This is a genomic window from Caballeronia sordidicola (genome assembly GCF_000729995.1).
GTDB lineage: Bacteria > Pseudomonadota > Gammaproteobacteria > Burkholderiales > Burkholderiaceae > Caballeronia > Caballeronia sordidicola_A.
The window spans coordinates 57,751-81,377 of record NZ_JNFG01000016.1 but is presented as its reverse complement, the minus strand read 5'-3'; the positions used below and the strand labels follow the sequence as shown (position 1 = coordinate 81,377).

The following is a 23,627-nucleotide window of genomic DNA, read 5'->3' as shown; positions in this document are numbered from 1 at the left end:
CCAGGGATATAAAGAAAGTGTAAAGACGCGGGGAGAGACAGGTGGGGCGCGGGGGTATGTGAAGGGCTTGCGGGTCTGTCGGCGCGTGGAGTCGCGTTTGGCTGGCAGCGCTCTTGTCAGGCGCGGCATGACCGATGAAGGCGCAATAGAGGAATAAGACCGGCGTGGTAACTTACGCGTCGATAACCGTGTATGACCAGGGCGTCAGCCCATTGGGAGCAGTATGCAAACCGTCAATATTCACGACGCCAGGACGCATTTTTCGATGCTTGTCGATGCCGCGGCAAACGGTGAAGAAATTACCATTACGAAGGCCGGCAAGCCCGTCGCCAGGCTGGGCCCATTCAGGGTGACCGGGCTCCGCGCCGTTTTGGTGGTTTGAAAGGAAGGCTGAGTGTTCGCAGCCGGCTTAACCGGCTGCCCTTCGATCAGGAAGAACTGGCGCCATCTGAAAATAAGCCAAGCCGAATTAGAGCGCCTGGCATGGTCAGTCTGGATTCGGTGCGTACACCGGCGCTTTTAACCCTCGCCGCTGTGCGAATCGACAAAGATCAGATCATTTGATACCGAGTCGGCGACAGCCTGACTGTCGGGACGTCCGCCGTATCCGCTAGCGCCACGCCAAGAAGAGCAGGCCAACAACAGCCATTCCCGAAAGGCTTCTGATTGCAGCGGTAAGCAAATTGAAAGAAATTAACAACGAGAATACCCAAAAAAACCAAAACTGTGCTTTGATTGCTTAACGCGTTAATCTGCCGCCGAGTAAAGCAATTAATGCATTGCACGCGACGCCGCCATGGCGACCGCAATCCGGTCCGCGCAAAGCGATCCATTTTCTCTAACGTATTGAGCCAAGCAATGGATGACCGCGTCCGCCCGGAAACCAGCCGATCAATGAGCGACAGTACGACTCTCGCCATGCGTGATGTGCTGGAAGGCCGCCGCACCGGCTGGTCGGTGCTCCTGCCCTTTGCCGGACCCGCAGTGGTGGTTTCTGTCGCTTATATGGACCCGGGCAATTTCGCGACCAATATCCAGGCCGGCGCGCGATATGGGTATGGATTATTGTGGGTTGTGCTGCTGGCTAACATCATTGCGATGTTATTCCAGTCACTTTCCGCAAAACTGGGAATTGTCACCGGGCGCAATCTCGCTGAGCTATGCCGGGATCATTTGCCCAAGCCGCTCGTTTATGTCATGTGGGGAGTCAGCGAAGTTGCGGCCATGGCCACCGACCTGGCCGAATTCCTCGGCGGTGCGATCGGCCTGAGTCTGCTTTTTCACATGCCATTGTTGATCGGCATGATCGTCACGGCAGTCGTGACCTACGGCTTGCTGTTCTTCGAGAAAGCAGGATACCGGCCCCTGGAGCTGATTATTGGCGCACTGGTCGGGATCATCGGCTTGTCTTACCTCGCGGAGCTGTTCATTGCGCCGGTAGCCTGGGCGCAGGTCGGACTGCATCTGTTCAAGCCGGACTTGCCCGATGCGCAAGCGGTGACCATCGCGGTGGGTATCGTCGGGGCGACGGTCATGCCGCACGCACTCTTTCTTCATTCGGGACTCACCCAGGGCCGCCATCCCCCCAAGACTGAGGGCGAACGCAAAAGGCTGCTCACGTTCTCTAACCTGGAAGTGATCATTGCGCTGACCATTGCAGGCCTGATCAACATGGCCATGGTCATCATGGCGTCGGGAGCCTTTCACTCGGGTCATCCGGAAGTGGCCGAGATTGAAACCGCCTATCACACGCTTGCGCCGCTGCTGGGCATTGCCGCTGCGGGCATTTTCCTGCTGTCGCTGATCGCATCGGGCATTTCCAGTTCGGTCGTGGGAACCATGGCCGGTCAAATGATCATGCAGGGGTTTGTCGGATTCCGCATCCCGCTATGGCTGCGTCGCGCAATTACGATGGTGCCGAGTTTCGTCGTGGTCTGGCTGGGTGTGAATGCTACGCAAGCGCTGGTCATGAGTCAGGTCGTGCTCAGTCTTGCGCTGCCGTTTCCGATGGCTGCGCTCGTTTGGTTCACCTGTCGGACGGACGTCATGGGTTCATACAAGAACAAGACGCTGGTGAAAGCCTTGGCCATTGTTGCGGCCTTCGCTGTGCTGACCCTCAACGCGATCCTCTTGCTGCAAACATTCGGCGTAGACATTCCTGGCCTACCGAGCGCTTGAGCGGCTAACGCCTCGCGTGGGGCAATACCCCTGCGCCTAAACCCGTAGTACGACCGCACACGGTCACTTCGGACAGATTTTCAAGCAGCTCGATGGCGCATGACGAGTATTGCGTTTTGAAGTGATTAACAAGCTATAAACGCGTGGCATAATCGGCGCCATATCATCGACTGCCCGGTGTTGATCACAGCATGTTCCGCCGTCGTTTACTGAAGATCGGAAGTATCCTGGGATTGCTAGCAATCCTGATGACTTCTATCGCGCCGACGGTCTCGCATGCGCTAGCCTCGCATGACCGGCTAGGCCAAGCGCTCAGCACCTATTGCTCGGCTGACCCGGCCTTTAGCGAAACGGGCAACGGCGACTCCTCCTCGCACTCCGGTGCACTGCATTCTCAGGCTTGCGCTTATTGCGGCCTGCTCGCTCATTTCCCCATCCTGACCGGTTCGTCAGTGGCCTTTGCCGCCGCTGTGTCGGTGACCAGTGCTCCCCTTCCCGTGGTACGCGCAGCCGTTCGCGCGGTGCCGCGTTTCATTGCTGCCCAGCCTCGCGCGCCTCCCGTCGTTTCCTGACCCTTTCGTCTCTATTGCTTGCACCGCTGACAGCGGCGCGGTGCCGTCACGTACCAGACACGACGGCGTGCAATAGCGCGCTCACAACGATCATGACAAAGGAAACACAATGCGTACGCTTCTTAAGCGGCACGCGGCGCCTGCACGCGCCGCGCTTATGTGGGCGGCTGGCGCCGCCTGCCTGACCGGATCATCACTTGCATGGGCGCATGCGGTGGTCGGCGACCGGGTCTTCCCCGCGACAATGGCCGTGGACGATCCCGGCGTCGGCGATGAATTCGACTTCCAGTACGGCCACATCAAAAGCCCGACTGACGATGGCGACAACATGAACGTCAATACCGCCTCGTTCGAATGGGACAAGCTGATTACGTCGAATCTGGCGTTCAGTATTGGCAGCGCCTACGTCACACAAAATGCACCCAACGGCGGCTCCGCGAAGGGCTTCGACAACGTCACGCTCGGCCTGAAGTATCTGGCTTACTCCAACGCTCGCCATGAGTTCATGGCATCGGTCGGCGTAAATACTGAACTGGGCGGCACAGGCGCTCGCGCGATTGGCGATTCGTCGTCCACCATCACGCCGACGGTCTATTTCGGCAAGGGCTTCGGCGACCTTCCTGAGAGCCTCGGCTTCTTGAAACCATTCGCGATCACGGGTGAAATCGGACCTAACCTGACGACGTCCCGATCATCACCGAACTCACTCGACTGGGGCACGACGCTGCAGTACAGCATTCCATATCTGCAGCAGCAAGTGAAGGACCTCGGCTTGCCGCAGCCGCTCGCCAACCTGATTCCGGTGGTCGAGTTCCCGATGAACACCTGCACCGCGGGTCCGTGTTCCGGCCATACAACCGGGACCATCAACCCCGGTTTTATCTGGCTCAACCGCTATGGTCAGCTAGGTATTGAAGCGCAGATTCCGGTCAATCGCGCGACGGGCAGCCATGTCGGCATCCTGCTTCAGGCGCACCTTTATTTCGACGATATCCTCCCTAATTCTGTCGGCAAGCCACTCTTCAAGCCATGAAAATCGCCCTTATGAACTCTGCAACCGTGCGTACGTTGATCGCCGTAGCCGCTCTCGCGAGTGCGCAGCTCGCTCAAGCACACGCCTATCCACAACATCAGGAGCCGGGTGCGGGATCCACCGTGTCGACTTCGCAAAAGGAAGTGGCGATCGAGTTCGACGATGGGCTCGAACCCGCGTTCAGCTCGATCGCTGTCACCGATGCACAGGGCAAGCCTGTCACCAGCGCAAAGTCAGTGGTTGATCCGGCGGACAAGAAACACATGGCGGTCGCGCTGAATGCGTTGACGCCCGGCGTTTATTCGGTCGCCTGGATTGCCGTCGCCGACGACGGACATCGCACCCAGGGGCATTACAAGTTCACGGTCAAGTAGGCTAAGACCGATCGCCATGGCGAGTCACGCAAGCGCGTGACTCGCGATCGCTGAACCGGACCACGCTGCGATCACGAGCGCGAGGCCAGATGCCGGTTTAGTGTTGCCCCACGCCCTTAAAGAACGTATAGCAAAACACGCCATCGTCTTGCGTGGTCCTGTGCAGATCCCTGATACCGTCATCGAAATCTTCCGGCTTGATCAGCCCAGCCGATATTGCCGATGCCCGCACGCCCTCGATCATCGCGGTAAAGGTGTTTGTTGTGAATCCGTCCACCAGATCGGGCCGGCTCGAGTCTGCGTACACCATGCGCGGCGACACGCGAACTTGGTCGAAACCTGCCGCGTTCATCAGCGGATATAACTGCCTGCCGAGAAGCGCATTGCCGCCCGCTTGCTGCTGCAAAGTGATTTGACACTGAATGGCAGCCCGGGCCGCAAAGCTGTCCGGATGAAAATAGGTCGAGCCGTGATCGCCTTCAATGACCGTAATCGTGCCGCCGGGCTTAAGCAACCGCTTAAGCCGCGTAAGCGCTTCCATCGGCTGCTCGAGATGCTCCAGCACGAAGCAGACAAAAATGTGGTCGAAAGACTTAGGTTCGAATGGCAGCGAAAAGATATCGGCTTGCTGGAACGTGACGTTCGTCAGTCCAGCGGCGCGGGTCTTTTGTTGCGCTGCGTCGAAAGACTGAGAGCTGATGTCGATAGAAGTAAATCGCGCAGCCGGGCTGCGCGCGGCTAGCGTAACCGTCTGCGCACCGACGCCGCATCCGGCCTCCAGCACGGTGTGACCGGCGGGATAAAGCGTGTCGAAGTGGAGCAGGTCGGTTAGCGTTCGCGCCTGGTTTTGCAGGCGTTCGTTCTCGTTCGGCTGATAACCGTGTACGTACGCATCCATGAATCCAGACCTCCTTCAAGTAGGTGGCCCAGTGTCACGATTCACCCGGCGCGCGTCTTGAACGTTATTGCAGCGCGCGCACGGCAGCTTTCTGCCATGCACCGGGCGTGAATCCAAAGTGACGGATAAAAAGCCGGGTCATGTGGCTTTGATCCGCGAAACCACAAGCCGCCGCGGCTTGCGCCAGGCTTAGTCCTTGGCGAATCAGGCCTCGCGCCTGCTCTGCGCGCTGTTGCAGCAGCCAGGCATGCGGCGGTACACCATAGGTCCTTTCGAAGCGGCGCAGCACCTGGTATTTACTAAGGCCGGCCATGGCGGCTAGTTCAGTGAGCGTTGGTGGATTAAGGAGGTCATCGCCCAGCCGTTCGCGAACCCGTCTGAGGTCACCCCCGATCTCCTGGACCGGTGAAGTGGTCGAATGGACGTTCAACAAGAGCGCGCAGGTCTGGACCAGGGATTCTTCACACGCGAGAACATGGGTGTTGGTCGAGTGCTGTCCGGCGCCGCAACTCTCCACGCGGTGAAACAGTTCCCGCAGCGCAGCACCGAGTCTCGCGTCTTCTATAACAGGACGCGTGAGGGCTACATCCGCAGCAGCGCGAGACTGAGGATCGCCTAACATTGAAGCGATCACCGCGGGCTCCAGGTACACCATGCGCCACCGACGCGAAGCGCCGCCGATCGGCCGGCCGTCGTGCACTTCACCGGGGTTGGTCGTGATGAGATTGCCTGCGTAAGCCTCGACCTGTCCCTGACCGCTAGCGGAGCTCTGCGCACCGCTCTCCAGCAGCCCGAGACCAAACGTTGCGTGCCAGTGTTTGCCGTAGTGGCGAGCGCTATTGATGTCCGTGCAATAGACGTCCGCCCAAGGCGAGCCGAAAACGCGACAGGTGTGATCCGGATTGACCTTCATGTCTCGAAGACTACCGCAAGTTGAGCAGCAAGTTGAGCAGCGAGTTAAAGCGGAAATGCGATAAACCGCTCACTAACAGCAGTGAGTCGATTTCAAGCCGGGTTTACCAGAAACGGAATGATAGTGACATCGAAAGATACGATCATCACATTTAAACGCCCTTCATAACGTCCTGATGCCCGCAAATGTTATTGACTCGCCATTTGGCTGATGAGAAGATCACAACATTGTTTTGCGATGAATGGCAAAAAAATCGCAAAAACCATAAAAGAATTTCGTCATGCAGACGAAGGAGACAAGCGAGATGAGTGAGCCGGTTGCGGCCGCATCATCGCCTCAGGTTCCGTTGATCCGTGTTGCGGGCGTCACCAAGCGGTTTGGCGGCGTGCAAGCGCTTCGCGGGGTCAACCTCGAAGTACTTCCCGGAGAAGTCCATGCGTTGCTGGGCGAAAACGGAGCCGGGAAGTCAACGCTGATCAAGATCCTGAGCGGTGTTCATGCCTACGATGAAGGGTCCATCGAGATCGCGGGCGAGAGAGTCGCGTTCGACTCCCCGGCGCAATCACGCGCCGCCGGCGTCGCGGTCGTCTACCAGGACCTGAGTCTGGTCGAGTCCTTGTCGGTCGGGGCCAACCTCATGCTGGGACGAGAGCCGCGCACGCGTCTCGGGTTCGTCAAGAAACGCCAGCTCATGGCGATGGTCAGCGACTTTCTGCGAGCCCACGGCATTCCACTCGATGCACGCACCCCTGTAGGTTCCCTCCCCTTTGCTTATCGCCAGATGACGGAGATCTGCAAGGCGTTGATGGGAGACGTGCGCATACTTATTCTCGACGAGCCCACCTCGGCGCTGACTGGCGGTGAGGAACAGATTCTCTTCGACGCCATTCGCACGGTGACCAGTCGCGGTGTGGGTGTCATCTATGTGACACATCGGTTAAACGAGGTCTTTCGTATTTCGCAGCGCGTCACCGTGTTCCGTGACGGCATGAATGTCGGGATGTTCCCAACGGCGGAAACCGACATGAAGCAACTGGTGGCGGCAATTATTGGCCCCGGCCATGCGGCCTTGCATGCGCGGGAAAGGACCGCTGTGGGTTCGGCGAGCGATTTTCCTACCCAGGAGAAGAAGAACGTTGCCGTAGTCGCCCAGCCCGTCCTTACGTTGTCCAAAGTGTGCAACGACCGCCTTCGCGATGTGGACCTCACCGTCAGCAAGGGCGAAGTCCACGGACTCGCGGGATTGATCGGCAGCGGCCGTACCGAGATACTGGAAACCATCTTCGGTCTCAGGGCAGTCGATACCGGCAACATTGTGATCGGCGATCAGGCGATGTCACGAATAACACCGGCGCGAGCCATCAAACTTGGCGTCGCGCTCGTGCCGGAAGACCGCCACGTGCAGGGCCTGGTTCTCGATCATTCCATTGAACGAAACCTCACTTTGCCGCGGCTGCCGCAATTTTCCCGCTGGGGTTGGCTGCGCAGCCAAGCTGCCGTGCAGCAGGCGCAAAGCTCGATGAAAAAGCTCGCTGTCAAAGCACCCGGATCCTCCACGTACGTCAAGTTCCTGTCCGGCGGCAATCAGCAGAAAGTGGTGTTCGCCAAGTGGGATCACCCGCGGCCCAAGCTTCTTTTACTCGACGAACCCACGGTCGGCGTCGACGTCGGCGCGCGCGAGGAAATATACGGTGTTGTGCAGGACGCCGCCCGGGCCGGTACAGGTGTCCTTGTCGTGTCGTCGGATCTGGATGAGCTTCTGCGTCTGTGCGACCGGATCTCGATTGTCGTCAACGGCCGCATAGTCAATACCCTGGATCGCGCGCATCTCGGCAACGCCGAAGCGCTGCATCACCTGATCCAGCTTTCACGTTCTTCCAACGAGTCCCCCAAGGGGACTTCCTCCGGGGCGCACGCAACATGAACGACTCTGTCTCAACGCCCGCGACCGACGGGCAGGCAGCCCAACAGCGGCGCAGCCGCAAGTCGCAGTTAATACGCATCCTGTTGCAGGGCGACCGGCCCTACGCGCTGTATTTCGCGTTTGCTATCTTGCTGGTCGTGTTCAGCTTTGCGTCGCCGTGGTTCCTCTCCATCGACAACTTCCTGAACATCGGCCGCCAGACCGCGCTGGTTTCTATCATCGCGATCGGCATGACGTTCGTGATCATCGCCCGGCAGATCGACTTGTCCGTGGGGTCCGCACTGGCGTTGTCCGGCATGTCCGCTGCACTCGCGATGGCGCATATTGGCGACAACTGGATCATCGGCGCTATTGCCGGCATTGGGACCGGCGCAATCGTGGGCGCGATCAATGGGTTCGTCGTCACCCGCCTGAATATTCCTTCGTTCCTGGTCACGCTGGGGACCCTCAGCGCGGCGCGCGGGCTGGCCCTGCTGGTCACCACAACGCGGCCGGTCATCATCACCAACGACTCCTTTGTCTCGATCTTCGGCGAGGGCGACATCTTTGGCGTGCCGGTGCCGATCATCTGGACCGTGCTCGCGGTGATCGCCGGCATCCTGCTGCTTCACTACAGCGTCTTTGGCCGGCAGATCTATGCGGCCGGCGGCAATCCGACCGCAGCGCTTTATTCAGGGATCAACATCAAGCGCGTCACCACGCTTGCGTTCATCCTCACCGGCATGCTTGCCGGGCTCGCCGCGCTCGTTCTGTCGGCGCGCTCTCACGCAGCGCGGCCCGATGTCGTGCAGGGACTCGAACTCGATGTGATCGCCTCCGTGACGCTAGGTGGTTGCAGCCTGTTCGGCGGCAGAGGGTTCGTCCTCGGCACGCTGCTGGGCAGCCTGATTATCGGAACGCTCAATAACGGTCTTGTGTTGCTGGGCGTGAGTTCATCGCTCCAGCTAGTCATTAAGGGGGCGATCATCGTCGCGGCGGTCGCCTTTACAAAGAAGTGACGGGGGCATGCCGATCACTCGCGATGCAAGGAACCCTGGCCAAGGACGGCCAGGGTTCGGCAGCAGGCAGGGGACGAAGTACATCAAAACCAACGGAGGAGAATCATGAAACATCGTCGTGGCTCAAGAATGGTGTTGGCCGGCATGATGGCAGCGGCAGGCGTTGCGGCCCTGTCTTCTTTGGACGCCAGCGCGCAGTGCGTGACCGGATTACCGGTTGCATCGATAGGACCAAAAACGATCGTCGGGCAAGGACCGAATGGCGAAAAAGCGGCGTCCGTGGATACGGTGAAACTGAGCGATGCTGACGTGGCGAAGGTGAAAGCCGGTAAGTTCAAGGTCGGCATTTCGATGCAGACCATGAATCTCGACTGGTCGCAACTGCAGGTCCAGGGCATTACCGACACGCTGAAGAAATACGGCGTGGAGGTCATTGGCACGGCGTCAGCCGAGTATCAGGTCGACAAGCAGATTGCGGATATCGAGAACACCATTCAGCGCCATCCGGACGGCATCATTTCCATTCCGGTCGATGGAACCGCGACCGCGGCAACGTACAAGAAGGTGTCCCAGGCCGGCATCAAGCTGGTGTTCATGGACAACGTGCCGGCCGGCCTGAAGCATCCGGAACAATACGCGTCCATGATCTCCGCCGACAGCGAAGGCAACGGCCAGATCGCGGCCAAGGTTCTTGCATCGTGCGTAGCCAAAGGCTCGACCATTGGACTGGTCAATTTCGGCGTGGACTACTTCAGCACGAAGGAACGGACCAAAGCGGTTAACGACTGGATGGCAAAGAATCGGCCCGACCTCAAGATCAAGCAAGTGGACTTCACCGACCCGTCGAAAGTCGGGCAGATCGCGGGGGACTTCTTGACGGGCAATCCTGACGTCAAGGGACTGTTCGCGGTGTGGGATCAACCGGCGTTGGACACGCTGACATCGATGCGGGCACAGGGCGTGAACATTCCGGTGACCACAGTCGACCTTGGGCTTGAGTCCGCGATCGAGATCGCCAAGGGCGGACCGCTGAAGGCAACCGGTTCGCAGCGTCCCTATGATCAGGGCGTGGCCGAAGCGATGGCCATGATGAAGGCGCTCATTGGACAGACGCCGCCGGCGTGGATCGGCGTGCAGTCGTTGGCGGTGGTTCAGTCCAACGTGCTCGAATCGTACAAGACCGTCTTCAAGAAAGATCCTCCGGCTCAGTTGGCGGACGCTTGCACAAAGGCGAAGCCGGCTTGCGGCTGATGTGATGGTTGAGTGATGCTTAAGTGATGCGGGCGGAGCGCGCTTGGGTGGCGCTTCGCCCGTAAGATGATTGTCACGCAGGCGAAGCATGACGACGGCAAATCGATTGGACCGCTTCTGCCGGCGGTCTTTACCCTCGGAAAGAACGTCTTAGTCGTCTGCAAGCGGCTCGCGCGATGTCTCCCGGCTTGCAAGCATGGCGACCAGCGCAACCACGGCCGCCCCAACCATGTACCACGCCGGGGCCAGCTTGCTGCCGGTCGCATGGATCAACCAGGTCGCAACGAATGGTGCCGTCCCACCAAATAACGCGTTCGCCGCGTTGAAGCAGAAAGCGAATCCGCTGTAGCGCACCCGTGTCGGGAAAATCTCCGAAAGGAAGCAGGGAAGCGTGCCGTCATTCATTGTCAGCAGCGCACCAAACCCGATCTGGATCATCACGATCGTCAGGAAACCGGCGCCGACCAGTCCCTTGAAAAGCGGCACCGTCAGCAAGGCGAACAGGATGGAAGCTCCGATCAGCATCGTCTTGCGGCCGACACGGTCCGACAGCGCTCCCATGATGAAAATGAAGCCGATATAAGCGGTAAGAGAGATAGTTGCGGCAATAAAGGATTCTGTCTCGCCCATGCCCATCTCCGTGGACAGGTAGGTCGGCATATAGCTCAGCACAAGATAGAACGCCACTGCGTTCAAGCAGGTAACGCCGAATGCGATCAGCATCTTGCCGCGATGCACGCTCAGCAGTTCCCTGACCGGCGCGCGTGCCAGGTGATGAGAGATTTCGAGCGCCTTGAACTTGGGCGTATCTTCCAGGCGCACGCGAATGTAACGCCCTATCAGTCCGAACGGCGCAGCAAGCAAAAACGGCAGGCGCCAGCCGAAGGACTGAATCTGTTCCGTGCTTAATACGGCATGCAACACCGCCACGAATATCGAACCAAACAGAAGGCCCGCCGCCGTGCTCGCCGGCACGATGCTGGTATAGAGGCCGCGCTTGCCCTCCGGTGCATACTCAGCCAGGAACGCGGAGGCCCCCGCGTATTCTCCAGATGCCGAGAACCCCTGGATCAGCCGGACCAGCAGCAAAAGAATTGGCGCCATCACGCCCACCTGCGCATAGGTTGGCAGGAAGGCAATGACAAAAGTCGAAGCCGACATGATCAGGATGGATAGCGACAGCGCCGTCCTGCGGCCGATCTTGTCGCCGAAGTGTCCCCAGACAATGCCGCCGATTGGCCGCACGATAAACGAGATCGCAAAGACCGCGTATGCCGCGAGCAGACCCGTTGCGGGGTCGGTCTTCGGGAAAAAGACCACGGCGATAATGGTCGCCAGATAGCCGTACGACGCATAGTCGAACCACTCGACGAAATTCCCGATGAAACTTGCCATCGCCGCGCGCTTGAGCAAACGCCCGTCGGGGGCGTGAGCCACCTGATCGTTTCCCGGCGGAAAGGATAGGCCGGCCTGCGAGATGCCGGCGGTTGCCGCTCGCCCTGAAACCGCTTTCCTGGTATCCATTAGTTTCTCCAAACATGACGTTAGATTGCATCGTTGCCGGAGGCGGCTCTCGTGGCCGCTTCGCCGGGCTGTTCTCACTTGATTGCTTGAGTACTTTATTCAGTACGACGATTCGATACCGTTACTGGACAGCGAGGGCGCGGCCGGCCCGGACGAGCCTAGAGTCCGGAGTACACCGGCAAGCGCTTGCACAACACGGCCACCCGCTCACGAACCGTTTTCTCGATCCGGGCGTCGCCGGGATGATCCAGCACATCGCACATCAACGACGCAGTCAGCACCGCGTCGGCCTCGAGAAAACCGCGCGTGGTAATGGCCGGCGTTCCAATTCGGATTCCGCTGGTCACGAATGGCGATTGCGGATCATCGGGCACGGCGTTCTTGTTGACGGTAATGTGTGCACGGCCCAACGCGGCGTCCGCGTCTTTTCCGGTCAACCCCTTCGCGACCAGGTCAACGAGGAACAAGTGGTTGTCGGTGCCGCCGGACACGACGTCATAGCCGCGTTCGACGAACACCGAAACCATGGCTCGCGCATTCGCGATCGTCTGCTTCTGATAGTCGACAAATTCCGGCCCAAGGGCTTCCTTGAATGCAACGGCCTTCGCTGCAATCACGTGCATCAGCGGCCCGCCCTGGGTGCCCGGAAAGACCATCGAGCTGAGTTTCTTTTCGATCCCGGCGTTGCTTCGAGCCAAAATCAGGCCACCGCGCGGACCTCGTAAAGTCTTGTGCGTGGTTGTCGTGACGATATCGGCGATCGGCACGGGATTCGGGTAAAGCCCCGCTGCGACGAGTCCCGCCACATGGGCCATATCGACGAACAAATAGGCGCCGACCCGGTCCGCAATCTTCCGGAAGCGCGCAAAGTCGAGCACGCGCGAGTACGCGGAGAATCCGGCAACGATCATCCGGGGCTTGTGTTCAATCGCAAGCCGCTCCACTTCGTCATAGTCGATCAGGCCGGTCCCTGTATTCACCCCGTACTGGATCGCGTTGTACAGCTTGCCCGAGAACGACACCTTCGCGCCATGCGTCAGGTGGCCACCATGCGCGAGGCTCATCCCGAGAATGGTGTCGCCGGGAGTCAGCAGTGCGAGGTATACCGCCGCGTTGGCCTGCGAACCGCTATGCGGCTGTACATTGGCGTAGTCCGCCTTGAACAGTTGTCTGGCCCGCTCGATCGCCAGCGACTCCACGACGTCAACGTGCTCGCAGCCGCCGTAATAGCGTTTGCCCGGGTAACCTTCCGCGTACTTGTTGGTCAGCACGGAGCCTTGTGCTTCGAGCACGCGCGGGCTGGCGTAATTCTCTGACGCGATCAGTTCGATGTGTTCTTCCTGCCGCCGCCGCTCAAGCGTCATGGCATTGGCAAGGTCCGGATCGAATCCGGCAATTATCTGTTGTACTGAGAACATTAAAAACCGCTCCTGCTTGGCTTGCTCAAGCTGCTTGTCCTGCAGCTTGAGCCGCAGGACCGTTCGAACTACCTAACCCTTGATGATGTTCTTCTCGGGTCCGTACGGGAAACCCGTGATGTTGGTTGCGTCCTTCTCGCCAATGACCAGGATGTCGTGCTCGCGGTAGCCGCCTGCGCCCGGCATGCCTTCGGGCAGCATGATCATCGGCTCCATTGAGACGACCATGTTCGGTTCAAGGATAGTGTCGATATCTTCGCGCAACTCGAGTCCCGCTTCGCGGCCGTAGTAGTGCGACAGCACGCCGAACGAATGGCCGTAGCCGAACGTGCGGTATTGAAGCAGGCCGTATTCGGCGTAGATCTTGTTCAATTCGTGGGCGATGTCGCTGCATCGTGCGCCCGGCTTGATGAGCTTGAGACCCGCTTCGTGCACTTCCACGTTGACCTTCCACAACCGCAGGTGTTCGTCCGGGCAGTGATCGAAGAACATCGTGCGTTCAAGCGCCGTGTAATAGCCCGCGATCATGGAAAAGCAGTTCAGGCTAAGGATGTCGCCCTTCTGCACCTTGCGCGTTGTAACGGGATTGTGGGCGCCGTCGGTATTGATGCCTGACTGGAACCACGTCCACGTATCCATCAACTCCGAATCGGGAAAACGGCGTGCAATTTCACGCACCATGGCCTGGGTCGACGCAAGGGCGACTTCGTGTTCCGGCACACCGTCATGTACGGCGGCAGCAAGCGCGGCGCCGCCAATATCGCAAACATTCGCACCGTGCCTGATCACCGCGATTTCTTCCGCCGACTTGATCATGCGCAAGCGCATGGTCGGTGCGCCGATGTCGACAAATTCGACCTCCGGCAGCGCTGCTTTCAGTTTGGCCAGAACGTCGACCGGCACGTGATCGAACTCAATACCCACGCGTCCTTTGTTGTCGACTTCGGCCTGCACTGCGCGGAAGAAGTTATCGCGCTGCCAGTCGGTGTAGACCACGTTGTAGTCGCCTACGGTGCGCCGCCACGGCTGGCCGCCGTCGATGTTCGCCGAGATCGACACGACCTTCTTCTGCGTCACCACGAGTCCGTACTTGCGGCCGAACGAGCAATACACGAAGTCCGCGTAGTAATTGATGTTGTGATACGACATGAATAACACCGAGTCGATATTCTCGCGCCCCATCAGCTCGCGAAGCTTGCCATGCCGGCCTGCGTATTCAGCGTCCGAGAATGTGTGCTTTACCTTTTCGCCGTTCTCGATTCGAATCAGATTCTTCAGTTCCATCCACTTGCTCCTTGGTGACGAGATGAGTTCGTGGAGCAAATAGTAGAAGCCTGGAGAATGAACAAATTTCCAGATTCGACGTAATTGTTTTCGTTTTCGACTTCAAGGGTAAACGCCAGCCGGTAGCGCTTATATCAAAGAGCGCTTTGGTAACGCTTGCGGTCTGCAATGGGTGAGACCTGAAACTGCTCTCTGTAGCGTGTGGAGAAATGAGTGATCGATGTGAACCCTGTGCGGATGCAAATCTCTTCCAACGGTCGCGACGTGCGCAACAGAAGCTGGCGCGCACGCAAGAGACGAATTTCGAGGTAGGTCTGCGCGGGAGTCTTGCGAATTCGTTCGTGAAACCAGCGCTCGAGTTGCCGCTGTGACACGCTTATAAAGGCGGCGACCTCAGCAACAGTCAATGGCTCCTCCACGTTGCTTTCCATGAGTTGCAGGGCTTCCTCCAGCTTCGCGTGTTCAGCGCCTATGTACTGCCGCAACGAAGTCCGCTGGCGCTGCTCGTGACTGCGCCTGTCTGCTACAAGAAGTTCGAGCACCCGCGCGGACAGGTCGGCACTTCCCGGCGGCAGTCCCAGCAAGTGGATCATCATGTCGAGCGGCGCTATGCCGCCGCTGCATGTGAAACGGTCCCGGTCGACTTCGTACAGGCGGTTGGATACCGTCACCTTCGGAAATTGCTCGACGAGCACGTCGCGATCTTCCCAATGAATGGTGCACCGGTAGCCATTGAGCAGTCCCGCGCGGGCAAGAAAATAACTTCCCGTATCGAGCCCGCCGATTGCGACTCCCTTGCGCGCTTGCAGCCTCAGCCAGTCCAGCACGACACCAATGCCCCGACGGGGTATCGGGTTGGGGCCTACGACAAACACAGCGTCGAACGTCTCGCCGTCGAGGAACGTGGCGTCAGCCAACAGCCGCATGCCATCGCTGGAGCGTACTTCCTGGCCCTCGGCCACAATCATCTTGTAGTCGTAAACGTGTCGGCCAACCACCATGTTTGCTATGCGCAGCGGATCGACTGCGGCGCTCAATGCCAACAGCGAAAAGTTCTCGACCAGCAGGAAGCCAAACCTTCTCACGCGAAAATCGTGCAGCCCCGCGGAGTATGAGGTGTCAACCGTAGCGGCACGACCAGAAGGTTTGCTCATTTTTGCATTGGACGTAAATTGGTTCATGCGGGGCTCCGGCGGGGCTCGTGGAACTCCTCCGACGCCGGGAAAGCTCACATACCTAAAGCGCGCGCGATAGCCGCGTCAGCGTATCAACGGGGTGCCAGCCGGCCTTTTCCCAAAAGGCCATGGCGGCCTCGTTATCAACAACGACATCCAGATGTACCCAACCCAGATGATGTTCCCGGAGGCGCTCGATACATGTGTCGATCATTGCCCTGGCCAAGCCTTGACCGCGCGAAGCCGGTGCGACCACGACGTGCTGGAGGAATCCACGGCGGCCATCGTGGCTAGCCAGGGCGCAGCCGACCAGTTCGCGATCATTGACGGCAACGACGCTCAGACCCGGGTTTCTGGCAAGCAGACGTTCAATCCCGTCGCGGCTGTCAGTAATGGGACGAATGTCGACCCCTGGCGTACTCTTCCACAAGGTAACGACAGCGTCATAGTCCGCCAATACCATCTCTCGAATCTGTGCGCCCATCATCCATCCTCTCAAGAGCGATTGTTTAGCGTCGGGTAGTGCTGCCTGGCGGCAGCCAGATAAGCAATCGCGCCGGCCCCCAACGCGGAATTTTGCAGCGTTACCCTGCTACTCGCGCTCAACATTCTATCTATCCGCCTTTCCATTTCTCAATCGCCCTGCCGGCCGCGAAAAAACGCGATGGAATAAACCGGTCCGCCCATCTGTTCTCGGTGCGTAAGGTGCAGGCCTTGCCTCGCTCCGCGGCTTCCCCACTCACGCACGACTCCCATGAAATTCAGCGACCTATCCTCCCCTGCTTTCTTTGGAAATCCCTACCCCTTCTACGAACAGCTTCGCGCGCAAGGCGCGCTGGTTCCGCTGGCGCCCAACATCATGATCACCGGCCACTATGCAGTGATTGATACGCTGCTGCGCGATCGGCGCGTAGGGAAGACGTATATGCCAAGCGTAGTCGCGCGCTACGGCGAAAGCGGACCCGAACAGCCGGTGTTCCAGGCGCTCAGCCGCATGTTCCTGATGATGAACCCGCCCGTGCATACGCGACTGCGCAGTCTCCTGATGGCGGCTTTCAATGCGCGTCAGATCGACCTGCTTCGCGAAGTAACGCAAAGCATGGCGGATACCTTGATTGATGCGTTCGAGCCAGGCGCGCCATTCGACCTGGTCCGCGACTATGCATTGCCCTTGCCGGTGAACGTCATCTGCCGGTTGCTCGATGTACCTGTCGAAGATGGCGTAAAGCTCGGTTCTGCGGCGAGCCACTTCGGCAATGCACTGGAAGCAGCGCCCATGGACGCTGTGCACCTTGCCGCGGCGAACGAAGCAACGCAAACACTGGAGTGCTACTTTAAAAGCGTGGTCGAGGAGCGGCGCGCGAAACCCGGCAACGACCTCGTGTCCGCGCTGCTTCGTGCAGAGGAAGCCGGTGAATCGCTCACTGAGGACGAGATCATCTCGAACGTGCTGCTGCTATTCGTGGCGGGGCATGAAACGACGTCGAACATGCTGGGTAATGCGCTGATTGCATTGCATCGGCACCCCGGGCAACTTGCACGGCTCAAGGGCGACGCGTCGCTGTTGCCCAAGGCTGTCGGCGAGTGTCTGCGGTTCGACAGTTCAGTGCAGATGATTGTGCGCACGGCGTTTGAGGATGTGGAAGCGGCGGGCCACTCGATCGCGCGCGGCACGATCGTGTTCATGCTGCTCGGGTCCGCCAATCGCGATCCAGGTCAGTTCGAGAAGCCGGATGAACTGGACATCGGACGCACGCTCCAGGGGCGGCTGCTTTCATTCGGCGCCGGCGTTCATCACTGCCTGGGCGCGCGGCTCGCGACGCTGGAACTCGAAACGGGGCTCGGCAGCCTCATCTCGCGGCTGCCGGACCTGCGCATCACGAATCTCGACGCGCTGCAGTGGCGGCAACGCAATACCCTGCGAGGGGTGGAATCGTTAAAGGCGCTGCGTTAGCGGCCGGGTAATTTCCGTGCACCGCCGGATTGATACGCATAGGTAAAAAAATCGGACGCGCCACAAGGTCAAGCCTGATGCGACGGTCCGATTAAAACCCACACTGAGCGAAAAATCGTACGCGACGCTCTCGTGGCGACGTTGACTTAGATCAATGCTTTACGTCACTGGCTCAAGTCGATGAAACAGCGGCAGCGACCGGCTACCTTCGCGGCCCGATTTATGTTGTTCGGTAATTTTTTCGCCGTCGCGTCGATATCGATCCAGCAGGTGGCGACCATCCAACATGACGGAGCAAGACAGACACGACCCCTGTCAGGACACGCTGTTGTCATCTCCCGGCGGCGGGGCGTGTCACGCGCACAGCTTGCTCACCGGCATCAAGTGGGAGCGTGCATCATCAACTCGTCTGCTCTCGACAGAAACAGCTTCAGGACGGGAGAGGTGTTCGACTTGCTGTAGCCGATAACAAGATCGATCGTCGGTGTCTCACCTTCAAGAGGGCGGCTGACGACCGACCACGGCAAGAGGTTGTTTGCATACTCCGGCATCAGCGCCAGCCCGCGCGTTGATGCGACGAGCGACATGGCCATCGCCAAATTGTCGACGCCGTGTTCGGGCGTGATGTTGACCCCGTTCTGTTCCAGATACCGCTCGATTACAGCGTGCAGCACCGTCGCCTTGTTCGAAGCCATGATGAAGGGCTTGCCTGCGAAGTCCTCTGGACGGATCGTTTTTCGCTCGGTAAGCGGATGATCGCTTGGCATCAACGCAATAAGCTTTTCGCGGCTGACTACGCGATAGTTCAGATCAAACCCCGGTTCGGCACGCAGAAACGCGAGATCGAGTTTGCCGCGTGCGAGCGCATCGGCGAGGTCCGGCGAATAGTGGCTCGATACCGTCACGTCGATGTTCGGCAGTTCATCGCGCAGCACCTGCATCGCGCGCGGCAGCCAGGTCATTTCCTGACCGGTCAGGAAGCCGAGCGCGAAAACCTGTTTCGTGGGTTGCGCGGCGCGGCGCGCAGCCTCGACCGCGGCATCGACTTGTGTAAGCGCCAGCCGTGCATGGTCGAGGAAAGCCTTGCCCGCAGCCGTCAGCTCAACCCCACGCGCACTACGGTTGAACAGTTCCGCTCCAACCTCGTCTTCCAGATCACGGATTTGCCGGCTAAGCGACGGCTGCGACGTGTGCAGGCGGCGCTCAGCCGCAACGGTCAGGCTGCCGGTCTCCGCGACGGCCAGGAAATACCGCAAATGTCGAAGCTCCATACGCTCCCTTCAATTTGGTCATGCCTGACAGGCATGCCCGCCAGCCTACAAAGTCTTTTTACTTTACGCAAGACCCCACTACATTACCCATCAGGCAGCGACGAACCGGCAACAGCCACTTCACTCGCAACGACTCGAAATCCAACCCGCTCCATGCCTTTCATCTATATCGGAGAATCGTCATGACCAGCCACACGCACCAAACCGCCCCGACGCAATTCATTGACGCAAACGGCATCCGCTTCGCCTATCGGCGCTTTGGCAAGACAGGCGGTGTGCCGCTCGTGTTAAACATCCACTTCACTGGCACGATGGATCACTGGGATCCGGCTGTCACCAACGGTCTTGCGCAGGGTCGCGAAGTGATCCTGTTTAACAACGCCGGCATCTCCAGCACGTCAGGCGAGGTACCACAGTCAATTGAAGAGATGGCTGCCAACGCTGCTGCCTTTATCAAGGCACTCGGGATCACGCAAGTCGACGTGCTCGGTTTTTCGATGGGCGGCCTGATCGCACAGGAACTGGCGGTGGCCGAACCGCAACTCGTACGCCGCCTAATATTGGTGGGTACCGGCCCCCGTAGCGGCGAAGGCATGGCATCGCTCACGCCGGAAGCACAGGAGATTTTCGGCGCGACTTACGAGGAGCCGGATCACTTGTGGCTTCGCGTGCATTTCTCGCCGTCGGATGCGAGCCAGGCAGCCGGCCGCAAGTTCCTGCAGCGCTTTCGCGAGCGCACCGAAGGCCGGGACCCCGAAGCCAACGATAAGGTCGCACCGGCGCAACTCGCCGCACTCGGCAAATGGGGCGCACCGCGCGAGAACCCTTTCGATTATCTGGCGGCGCTCGCTCAGCCCACGCTCGTGATCAACGGCGATAACGACGTAATCATCTACTCGATCAACTCGTGGATCCTGCAGCAGAACATTCCGAACGCGCAGCTGATCATTTACCCGGATGCGAACCACGGCTCGCTGTATCAGTACCCCGAGCGCTTCGTGACGCATGTGGCGCAGTTCCTGTCCGAGAGCGACGAACACGCCTGAGCCATCGCTCATGTTCGTGCGCTGAAATCGTCAGATCGTTTTCAATCAACCTACAGGAGTCTGATCATGACCAACCTCACCGGAAAGACCGCTCTCGTCACAGGCGCTTCTCGCGGCATCGGCCGGGCTAGTGCCCTTGCACTGGCAAGCCAGGGCGCGCAAGTGCTGGTTCACTACAGTAGCGGAGAAAAAGAAGCGGATGCTGTCGTTGCCGAAATTCGTGCGGCCGGCGGCAACGCTCAAAAGGTCGCAGCGAATCTGCGCGATGCAGACGGCCCGCATACGCTCGCCAAACGTGTACGCGCCGTGGTGGGCCATCGCCTGGACATTCTGGTGGCGAACGCCGGTGTTTCGAAGTCGGCGAGCATCGAGGAAACGACAGTCGAAGATTTCGACAACCTGTTCGCCGTGAACGTGCGGGCGCCCTATTTCCTCGTGCAGCAATTGCTGCCGGTGATGTGCAAAGGCAGCAGCGTGGTTCTGCTGTCGTCGCTCGCAGCGCAGTCGGTAGTCGGCAAGCTGCCTGCTTACGCAGCGACCAAGGGTGCGGTCGACACCCTCGTCAAGCATTTCGCCTCCGCACTTGGCGAACGCGGTATTCGCGTGAATGCGGTGGCGCCCGGTGTGGTCGCAACCGACATGTCGAGTTTCACGAAGACTGAAGAAGGACGCGCGGTTGCGATCGGCATGCAGGCGCTAAAGCGGGTCGCGCAACCCGATGACATCGGCAGTGCCGTCGCGTTTCTCGCATCGGATGCGGCTCGCTGGATTACCGGCGAAACGCTGAGTGTTGACGGCGGCTCGAAGCTCTGATCTGAACCAGTTCAAGCATATTTTCAGCGTGGGTGAAAAGCCTTATTGCTTAGGTATCCACATTTAAATGAAACACGATAAAGGAAGATTCAAATGACATCCGCCGCCCCCGTATTGTACGAATCAAAAGGCTCGCCGAACGCACGCCGTGTTCGCATCTTCATCGCGGAGAAGGGTATTGAACTCCCGATGAAGCCGGTCGACCTGGGAACCAAGGAACAGTTCTCCGACGCCTACCGCGCAATCAATCCGCGCAGCCAGGTGCCGGCACTGGCTTTAGCCGATGGAACGGTCATTACTGAAGTGCTCGCCATCTGGCGTTATCTGGAAGAAGCGTACCGCCAAACCCCGTTGCTGGGGACGACGGCCGCGTCGAAGGCGCTCGTCGCAATGTGGGAACGCCGCGCAGAACTGGACGGCTTCGCGCCGGTCATGGAAGGCGTGCGCAACGCGGTAGCCGGACTGAAGGGCCGCGCGCTGTCCGGGCCCCACGCCTATGAGCAGATTCCCGAACTGGTCGAGCGTAGCAAACAGCGCGTGGCGAATTTCTACACCGACTTCAATGAACGGCTCGAGACGGTCCAATTCGTAGCCGGCAATGAATTCTCGGCAGCGGACATCACCACTCTGGTCACGGTCGACTTCGCAACCAACGCGTTGAAGATGCCGATTCCGGCAGAGCACACGGCGTTTCGTCGATGGTACGACGAGGTCTCTGCCCGGCCGAGCGCCAGCGCATAAAACTCTTGCGCCGTGCTGACGGACCGGCGCGTAAGAAATCCACGTTTGATTACCCGCTAAAGGAAAGATCATGGCTCACTTGTTCACACCCAAGAAAGTTGGCGCCTATGCCCTCTCGCATCGTGTTGTCCTTGCGCCGATGACCCGCCTGCGCACCATCCAGCCCGGCGACATCCCCAGCCCGATGATGGCCGACTTCTACGGCCAGCGTGCATCGAATGGCGGGCTTGAAGTCATTGAAGGCGTCAGCATCTCGATCCCTGCCCGCTCGTACCTGGGCGCGGCGAGCTTCTATCACGACGGCCAGACAGAAGGCTGGAAGGCGATCGCCAATGCCGTTCACGCCAAGGGTGGCCGCGCCTTCATGCAGCTCATCCACGGCGGCCGTCAAAGCCACGTCGAGATGACCGGCGGTGTTGACCCGCTCGCGCCTTCGGTCGTTCCGTTCGATGGCGTCGCGCTGACCAAGGACGGCTTCGTTCCCGCTTCGCCACATCGGGCGCTTGGCATTGAAGAGATTCCGGGCATTGTTGAAGAGTTTCGCGTCGCGGCACAACGCGCGCTCGATGCCGGTTTCGATGGCGTCGAGCTCCACGGTGCGAACGGCTACCTGGTGGATCAGTTCATCCAGGACGGCTCCAACCAACGCACCGACGCTTACGGCGGCCCGATCGAAAACCGCGTCCGCTTCTTGCGCGAAGCTGTTGAAGCGCTCATCTCCGTGTGGGGCGCAGACCGCGTTGGCGTACGCATCTCGCCGTCAGGCGAATGGGGCGGCGTCTCCGACAGCAATCCCGAGGCAACCTTCAGCTACGTCGCGAAGGTGCTCGATGGATACAAGATTGCGTATCTGCACGTGATCGAGCCGCGCATCAAGGGCGATGAAACGCTGCATGAAGGGCAGGCGCCTGTTGCAACGAAGTATCTCCGTGCGCACTTCTCGGGTCCGATCATCGCGGCTGGTGGTTTCGACGGCGACAGTGCCGAAGCAATTCTGGCGTCCGGCGATGCAGACCTGGTCGCATTCGGCCGGCATTTCTCATCAAATCCTGATTTGCCGTATCGTCTGCAACACAAGCTGCCGCTTACACCGTATGTCCGCGCCGCGTTCTGGGGCGGCGATGAAAAGCATTACTCGGATTTTCCTGCTTATTTACCTGCTGCTGAAGCAGCAGAAACCGTGTGAACCCAGCGGCGCTTCGCTGGATGAACGCAAGTTGAACCCAATTTACTCTGGAGAGTTTCATGTCACGTACGATCAAATTTGCTAAAGCCGGCGGTCCCGAAGTCCTTGAATTCGTCGATGCAGAGGTACCCGCTCCGGGCCCAAGCGAAGTTCGCATCAGCGTCAAGGCGATAGGCATCAATCGCGCCGAGGCAATGTGGCGCGTGGACGAGTACATCGAACCCGTCAAGTTCCCGGCCGGTCTTGGGTACGAAGCGGCGGGTATCGTCGACGCCGTGGGCCAGGACGTGACCGGCTTCGCGCCGGGCGACAAGGTCAACCTGATTCCGTCGTTCTCGATGAATCAGTACCACACATACGGCGAAGTGATCATTGCGCCGGCCCACGCGGTCGTTAAGCATCCGGAATCGCTTTCGTATGCCGAGGCAGCATCGGTCTGGATGATGTTCGTGACGGCTTACGGCGCGCTCATCGAAGATGCAAAAGTGGGCAAGGGCGATTTTGTCATCATCCCGGCAGCGTCGAGCAGCGTCGGCCTCGCGGCGATCCAGATTGCCAACTACGCCGGCGCAACGTCCATCGCAACTACGCGCACGGCCGACAAGAAACAGCAGTTGCTCGATGCGGGCGCGGCGCACGTCATAGTCACGGACGAGACCGATCTGGTCGAAGAAGTCACGCGCATCACGGGCGGCCAGGGTGTGCGCGTCGTGTTCGATCCGGTCGGCGGTCCGAACTTCCCGAAGCTGATTTCCGCGCTGTCGTTCCAGGGCATCGCGTATATCTACGGCGCGCTCAGCCCGAGTGTGACGCCGTTGCCTGCGCTTGACATGATCGCCAAGATGATCACCGTCAAGGGTCACAACATCTGGCTCACGAGCGGCGATGAGACACGTCGGAAGGCCGCGGTGGAGTACGTGCTGAAGGGGCTTGAAAGCGGCGCGCTCAAACCGGTGATCGATCGCACGTTCACGTTCGACGAAATGGTCGACGTGCATCGCTATCTGGAAACCAATGGTCAGTTCGGAAAGATCGTGGTGACCGTGTAAGCAAAAGCGCCGGTGTCCTGTCACG

The 23,627-nt window shown here is 59.4% G+C and carries 22 protein-coding genes; 14 read left to right on the top strand and 8 right to left on the bottom strand.

Features of this window, described 5'->3' with window-relative positions; all coding sequences use genetic code 11:
- Positions 1-223 precede the first annotated feature (223 nt).
- The 5 genes from FH08_RS52960 to FH08_RS0116910 all read left to right on the top strand — a co-directional run bounded on the left by FH08_RS52960 (position 224) and on the right by FH08_RS0116910 (position 4,157).
- Entirely contained in the window at positions 224-382 is a 159-nt protein-coding gene (locus FH08_RS52960) for a type II toxin-antitoxin system Phd/YefM family antitoxin (protein ID WP_200878757.1), read from the top strand.
- Positions 383-858: 476 nt separating this feature from the next.
- Positions 859-2,178, top strand: a complete 1,320-nt coding sequence (locus FH08_RS0116925) for an Nramp family divalent metal transporter (protein WP_031359460.1) — start codon at positions 859-861, stop codon at positions 2,176-2,178.
- 191 nt (positions 2,179-2,369) lie between these two features.
- Positions 2,370-2,750, top strand: coding sequence for a DUF2946 domain-containing protein (locus FH08_RS0116920; RefSeq protein WP_031359459.1), 381 nt, complete (start codon positions 2,370-2,372; stop codon positions 2,748-2,750).
- Between the two features lie 109 nt (positions 2,751-2,859).
- Positions 2,860-3,783, top strand: a complete 924-nt coding sequence (locus FH08_RS0116915; RefSeq protein ID WP_031359458.1) for a hypothetical protein — start codon at positions 2,860-2,862, stop codon at positions 3,781-3,783.
- An 11-nt stretch (positions 3,784-3,794) separates the two neighbouring features.
- Positions 3,795-4,157 carry a copper resistance CopC family protein gene (locus FH08_RS0116910; RefSeq protein ID WP_051888322.1) on the top strand — a complete coding sequence of 121 codons (363 nt, stop codon included), beginning with the start codon at positions 3,795-3,797 and terminating at the stop codon, positions 4,155-4,157.
- A gap of 97 nt (positions 4,158-4,254) precedes the next feature.
- On the opposite strand, the gene FH08_RS0116905 is transcribed toward FH08_RS0116910, so the two are convergent.
- Both FH08_RS0116905 and FH08_RS0116900 read right to left on the bottom strand, forming a co-directional pair.
- Positions 4,255-5,055 (bottom strand): methyltransferase domain-containing protein, encoded by an 801-nt coding sequence (locus FH08_RS0116905; RefSeq protein WP_031359456.1) that lies wholly within the window; start codon positions 5,053-5,055, stop codon positions 4,255-4,257.
- 64 nt (positions 5,056-5,119) lie between these two features.
- The gene (locus FH08_RS0116900; RefSeq protein WP_031359455.1) at positions 5,120-5,968 is read right to left on the bottom strand and encodes an AraC family transcriptional regulator; all 849 of its coding nucleotides are present in this window, start codon (positions 5,966-5,968) and stop codon (positions 5,120-5,122) included.
- A gap of 304 nt (positions 5,969-6,272) precedes the next feature.
- Between FH08_RS0116900 and FH08_RS0116895 the strand changes: the two genes are divergently transcribed.
- The 3 genes from FH08_RS0116895 (at position 6,273) to FH08_RS0116885 (ending at position 10,141) form a co-directional block, all read left to right on the top strand.
- Positions 6,273-7,892, top strand: coding sequence for a sugar ABC transporter ATP-binding protein (locus FH08_RS0116895; RefSeq protein ID WP_035566445.1), 1,620 nt, complete (start codon positions 6,273-6,275; stop codon positions 7,890-7,892).
- Positions 7,889-8,890: an ABC transporter permease gene (locus FH08_RS0116890; RefSeq protein ID WP_031359453.1), complete on the top strand. Its 1,002-nt coding sequence runs from the start codon at positions 7,889-7,891 to the stop codon at positions 8,888-8,890. The genes FH08_RS0116895 and FH08_RS0116890 overlap by 4 nt, the downstream gene beginning before the upstream one ends.
- 105 nt (positions 8,891-8,995) lie before the next feature.
- Positions 8,996-10,141 (top strand): substrate-binding domain-containing protein, encoded by a 1,146-nt coding sequence (locus FH08_RS0116885; RefSeq protein WP_031359452.1) that lies wholly within the window; start codon positions 8,996-8,998, stop codon positions 10,139-10,141.
- Between the two features lie 150 nt (positions 10,142-10,291).
- Here FH08_RS0116885 and FH08_RS0116880 read toward each other — a convergent pair whose 3' ends face one another.
- From FH08_RS0116880 to FH08_RS0116860, 5 genes are all read right to left on the bottom strand, one after another.
- Positions 10,292-11,536: an MFS transporter gene (locus tag FH08_RS0116880; protein ID WP_235210389.1), complete on the bottom strand. Its 1,245-nt coding sequence runs from the start codon at positions 11,534-11,536 to the stop codon at positions 10,292-10,294.
- A gap of 287 nt (positions 11,537-11,823) precedes the next feature.
- Positions 11,824-13,083, bottom strand: a complete 1,260-nt coding sequence (gene glyA / locus FH08_RS0116875; RefSeq protein ID WP_031359450.1) for a serine hydroxymethyltransferase — start codon at positions 13,081-13,083, stop codon at positions 11,824-11,826.
- Positions 13,084-13,155: 72 nt separating this feature from the next.
- Positions 13,156-14,367: a M24 family metallopeptidase gene (locus FH08_RS0116870; RefSeq protein ID WP_031359449.1), complete on the bottom strand. Its 1,212-nt coding sequence runs from the start codon at positions 14,365-14,367 to the stop codon at positions 13,156-13,158.
- A 134-nt stretch (positions 14,368-14,501) separates the two neighbouring features.
- Positions 14,502-15,521: a GlxA family transcriptional regulator gene (locus FH08_RS0116865; RefSeq protein ID WP_051888331.1), complete on the bottom strand. Its 1,020-nt coding sequence runs from the start codon at positions 15,519-15,521 to the stop codon at positions 14,502-14,504.
- Between the two features lie 82 nt (positions 15,522-15,603).
- Positions 15,604-16,029, bottom strand: a complete 426-nt coding sequence (locus FH08_RS0116860; protein WP_051888321.1) for a GNAT family N-acetyltransferase — start codon at positions 16,027-16,029, stop codon at positions 15,604-15,606.
- Between the two features lie 267 nt (positions 16,030-16,296).
- On the opposite strand from FH08_RS0116860, the gene FH08_RS0116855 reads away from it, so the two are divergent.
- On the top strand, positions 16,297-17,496 hold the full coding sequence (locus tag FH08_RS0116855) for a cytochrome P450 (RefSeq protein ID WP_031359446.1): 1,200 nt from the start codon (positions 16,297-16,299) through the stop codon (positions 17,494-17,496).
- A gap of 380 nt (positions 17,497-17,876) precedes the next feature.
- Here the strand turns inward: FH08_RS0116855 and FH08_RS0116850 are convergent, their stop codons facing one another.
- Positions 17,877-18,767 carry a LysR substrate-binding domain-containing protein gene (locus FH08_RS0116850; RefSeq protein ID WP_031359445.1) on the bottom strand — a complete coding sequence of 297 codons (891 nt, stop codon included), beginning with the start codon at positions 18,765-18,767 and terminating at the stop codon, positions 17,877-17,879.
- Between the two features lie 182 nt (positions 18,768-18,949).
- On the opposite strand from FH08_RS0116850, the gene FH08_RS0116845 reads away from it, so the two are divergent.
- From FH08_RS0116845 to FH08_RS0116825, 5 genes are all read left to right on the top strand, one after another.
- A complete protein-coding gene (locus FH08_RS0116845) occupies positions 18,950-19,813 on the top strand; it encodes an alpha/beta fold hydrolase (RefSeq protein WP_031359444.1) in 864 nt (287 codons plus the stop codon).
- Between the two features lie 66 nt (positions 19,814-19,879).
- The gene (locus FH08_RS0116840) at positions 19,880-20,626 is read left to right on the top strand and encodes an SDR family NAD(P)-dependent oxidoreductase (protein ID WP_031359443.1); all 747 of its coding nucleotides are present in this window, start codon (positions 19,880-19,882) and stop codon (positions 20,624-20,626) included.
- Positions 20,627-20,719: 93 nt separating this feature from the next.
- Positions 20,720-21,367: a glutathione S-transferase gene (locus tag FH08_RS0116835; protein WP_031359442.1), complete on the top strand. Its 648-nt coding sequence runs from the start codon at positions 20,720-20,722 to the stop codon at positions 21,365-21,367.
- Between the two features lie 70 nt (positions 21,368-21,437).
- Positions 21,438-22,553: an alkene reductase gene (locus FH08_RS0116830; protein ID WP_031359441.1), complete on the top strand. Its 1,116-nt coding sequence runs from the start codon at positions 21,438-21,440 to the stop codon at positions 22,551-22,553.
- A gap of 59 nt (positions 22,554-22,612) precedes the next feature.
- A complete protein-coding gene (locus tag FH08_RS0116825) occupies positions 22,613-23,602 on the top strand; it encodes a zinc-dependent alcohol dehydrogenase family protein (protein WP_031359440.1) in 990 nt (329 codons plus the stop codon).
- Positions 23,603-23,627: the final 25 nt, after the last annotated feature.

Coding starts and splice junctions, on each gene's coding strand:
- FH08_RS0116895 (WP_035566445.1), top strand. CDS start 6,273: ATGAGTGAGCCGGTTGCGGCCGCATCATCGCCTCAGGTTCCGTTGATC.
- FH08_RS52960 (WP_200878757.1), top strand. CDS start 224: ATGCAAACCGTCAATATTCACGACGCCAGGACGCATTTTTCGATGCTT.
- FH08_RS0116850 (WP_031359445.1), bottom strand. CDS start 18,767: ATGGAGCTTCGACATTTGCGGTATTTCCTGGCCGTCGCGGAGACCGGC.
- FH08_RS0116880 (WP_235210389.1), bottom strand. CDS start 11,536: ATGGCAAGTTTCATCGGGAATTTCGTCGAGTGGTTCGACTATGCGTCG.
- FH08_RS0116925 (WP_031359460.1), top strand. CDS start 859: ATGGATGACCGCGTCCGCCCGGAAACCAGCCGATCAATGAGCGACAGT.
- FH08_RS0116825 (WP_031359440.1), top strand. CDS start 22,613: ATGTCACGTACGATCAAATTTGCTAAAGCCGGCGGTCCCGAAGTCCTT.
- FH08_RS0116885 (WP_031359452.1), top strand. CDS start 8,996: ATGAAACATCGTCGTGGCTCAAGAATGGTGTTGGCCGGCATGATGGCA.
- FH08_RS0116870 (WP_031359449.1), bottom strand. CDS start 14,367: ATGGAACTGAAGAATCTGATTCGAATCGAGAACGGCGAAAAGGTAAAG.
- FH08_RS0116840 (WP_031359443.1), top strand. CDS start 19,880: ATGACCAACCTCACCGGAAAGACCGCTCTCGTCACAGGCGCTTCTCGC.
- FH08_RS0116900 (WP_031359455.1), bottom strand. CDS start 5,968: ATGAAGGTCAATCCGGATCACACCTGTCGCGTTTTCGGCTCGCCTTGG.
- FH08_RS0116845 (WP_031359444.1), top strand. CDS start 18,950: ATGACCAGCCACACGCACCAAACCGCCCCGACGCAATTCATTGACGCA.
- FH08_RS0116830 (WP_031359441.1), top strand. CDS start 21,438: ATGGCTCACTTGTTCACACCCAAGAAAGTTGGCGCCTATGCCCTCTCG.
- FH08_RS0116905 (WP_031359456.1), bottom strand. CDS start 5,055: ATGGATGCGTACGTACACGGTTATCAGCCGAACGAGAACGAACGCCTG.
- FH08_RS0116920 (WP_031359459.1), top strand. CDS start 2,370: ATGTTCCGCCGTCGTTTACTGAAGATCGGAAGTATCCTGGGATTGCTA.
- glyA (WP_031359450.1), bottom strand. CDS start 13,083: ATGTTCTCAGTACAACAGATAATTGCCGGATTCGATCCGGACCTTGCC.
- FH08_RS0116910 (WP_051888322.1), top strand. CDS start 3,795: ATGAACTCTGCAACCGTGCGTACGTTGATCGCCGTAGCCGCTCTCGCG.
- FH08_RS0116865 (WP_051888331.1), bottom strand. CDS start 15,521: ATGAGCAAACCTTCTGGTCGTGCCGCTACGGTTGACACCTCATACTCC.
- FH08_RS0116860 (WP_051888321.1), bottom strand. CDS start 16,029: ATGATGGGCGCACAGATTCGAGAGATGGTATTGGCGGACTATGACGCT.
- FH08_RS0116890 (WP_031359453.1), top strand. CDS start 7,889: ATGAACGACTCTGTCTCAACGCCCGCGACCGACGGGCAGGCAGCCCAA.
- FH08_RS0116835 (WP_031359442.1), top strand. CDS start 20,720: ATGACATCCGCCGCCCCCGTATTGTACGAATCAAAAGGCTCGCCGAAC.
- FH08_RS0116855 (WP_031359446.1), top strand. CDS start 16,297: ATGAAATTCAGCGACCTATCCTCCCCTGCTTTCTTTGGAAATCCCTAC.
- FH08_RS0116915 (WP_031359458.1), top strand. CDS start 2,860: ATGCGTACGCTTCTTAAGCGGCACGCGGCGCCTGCACGCGCCGCGCTT.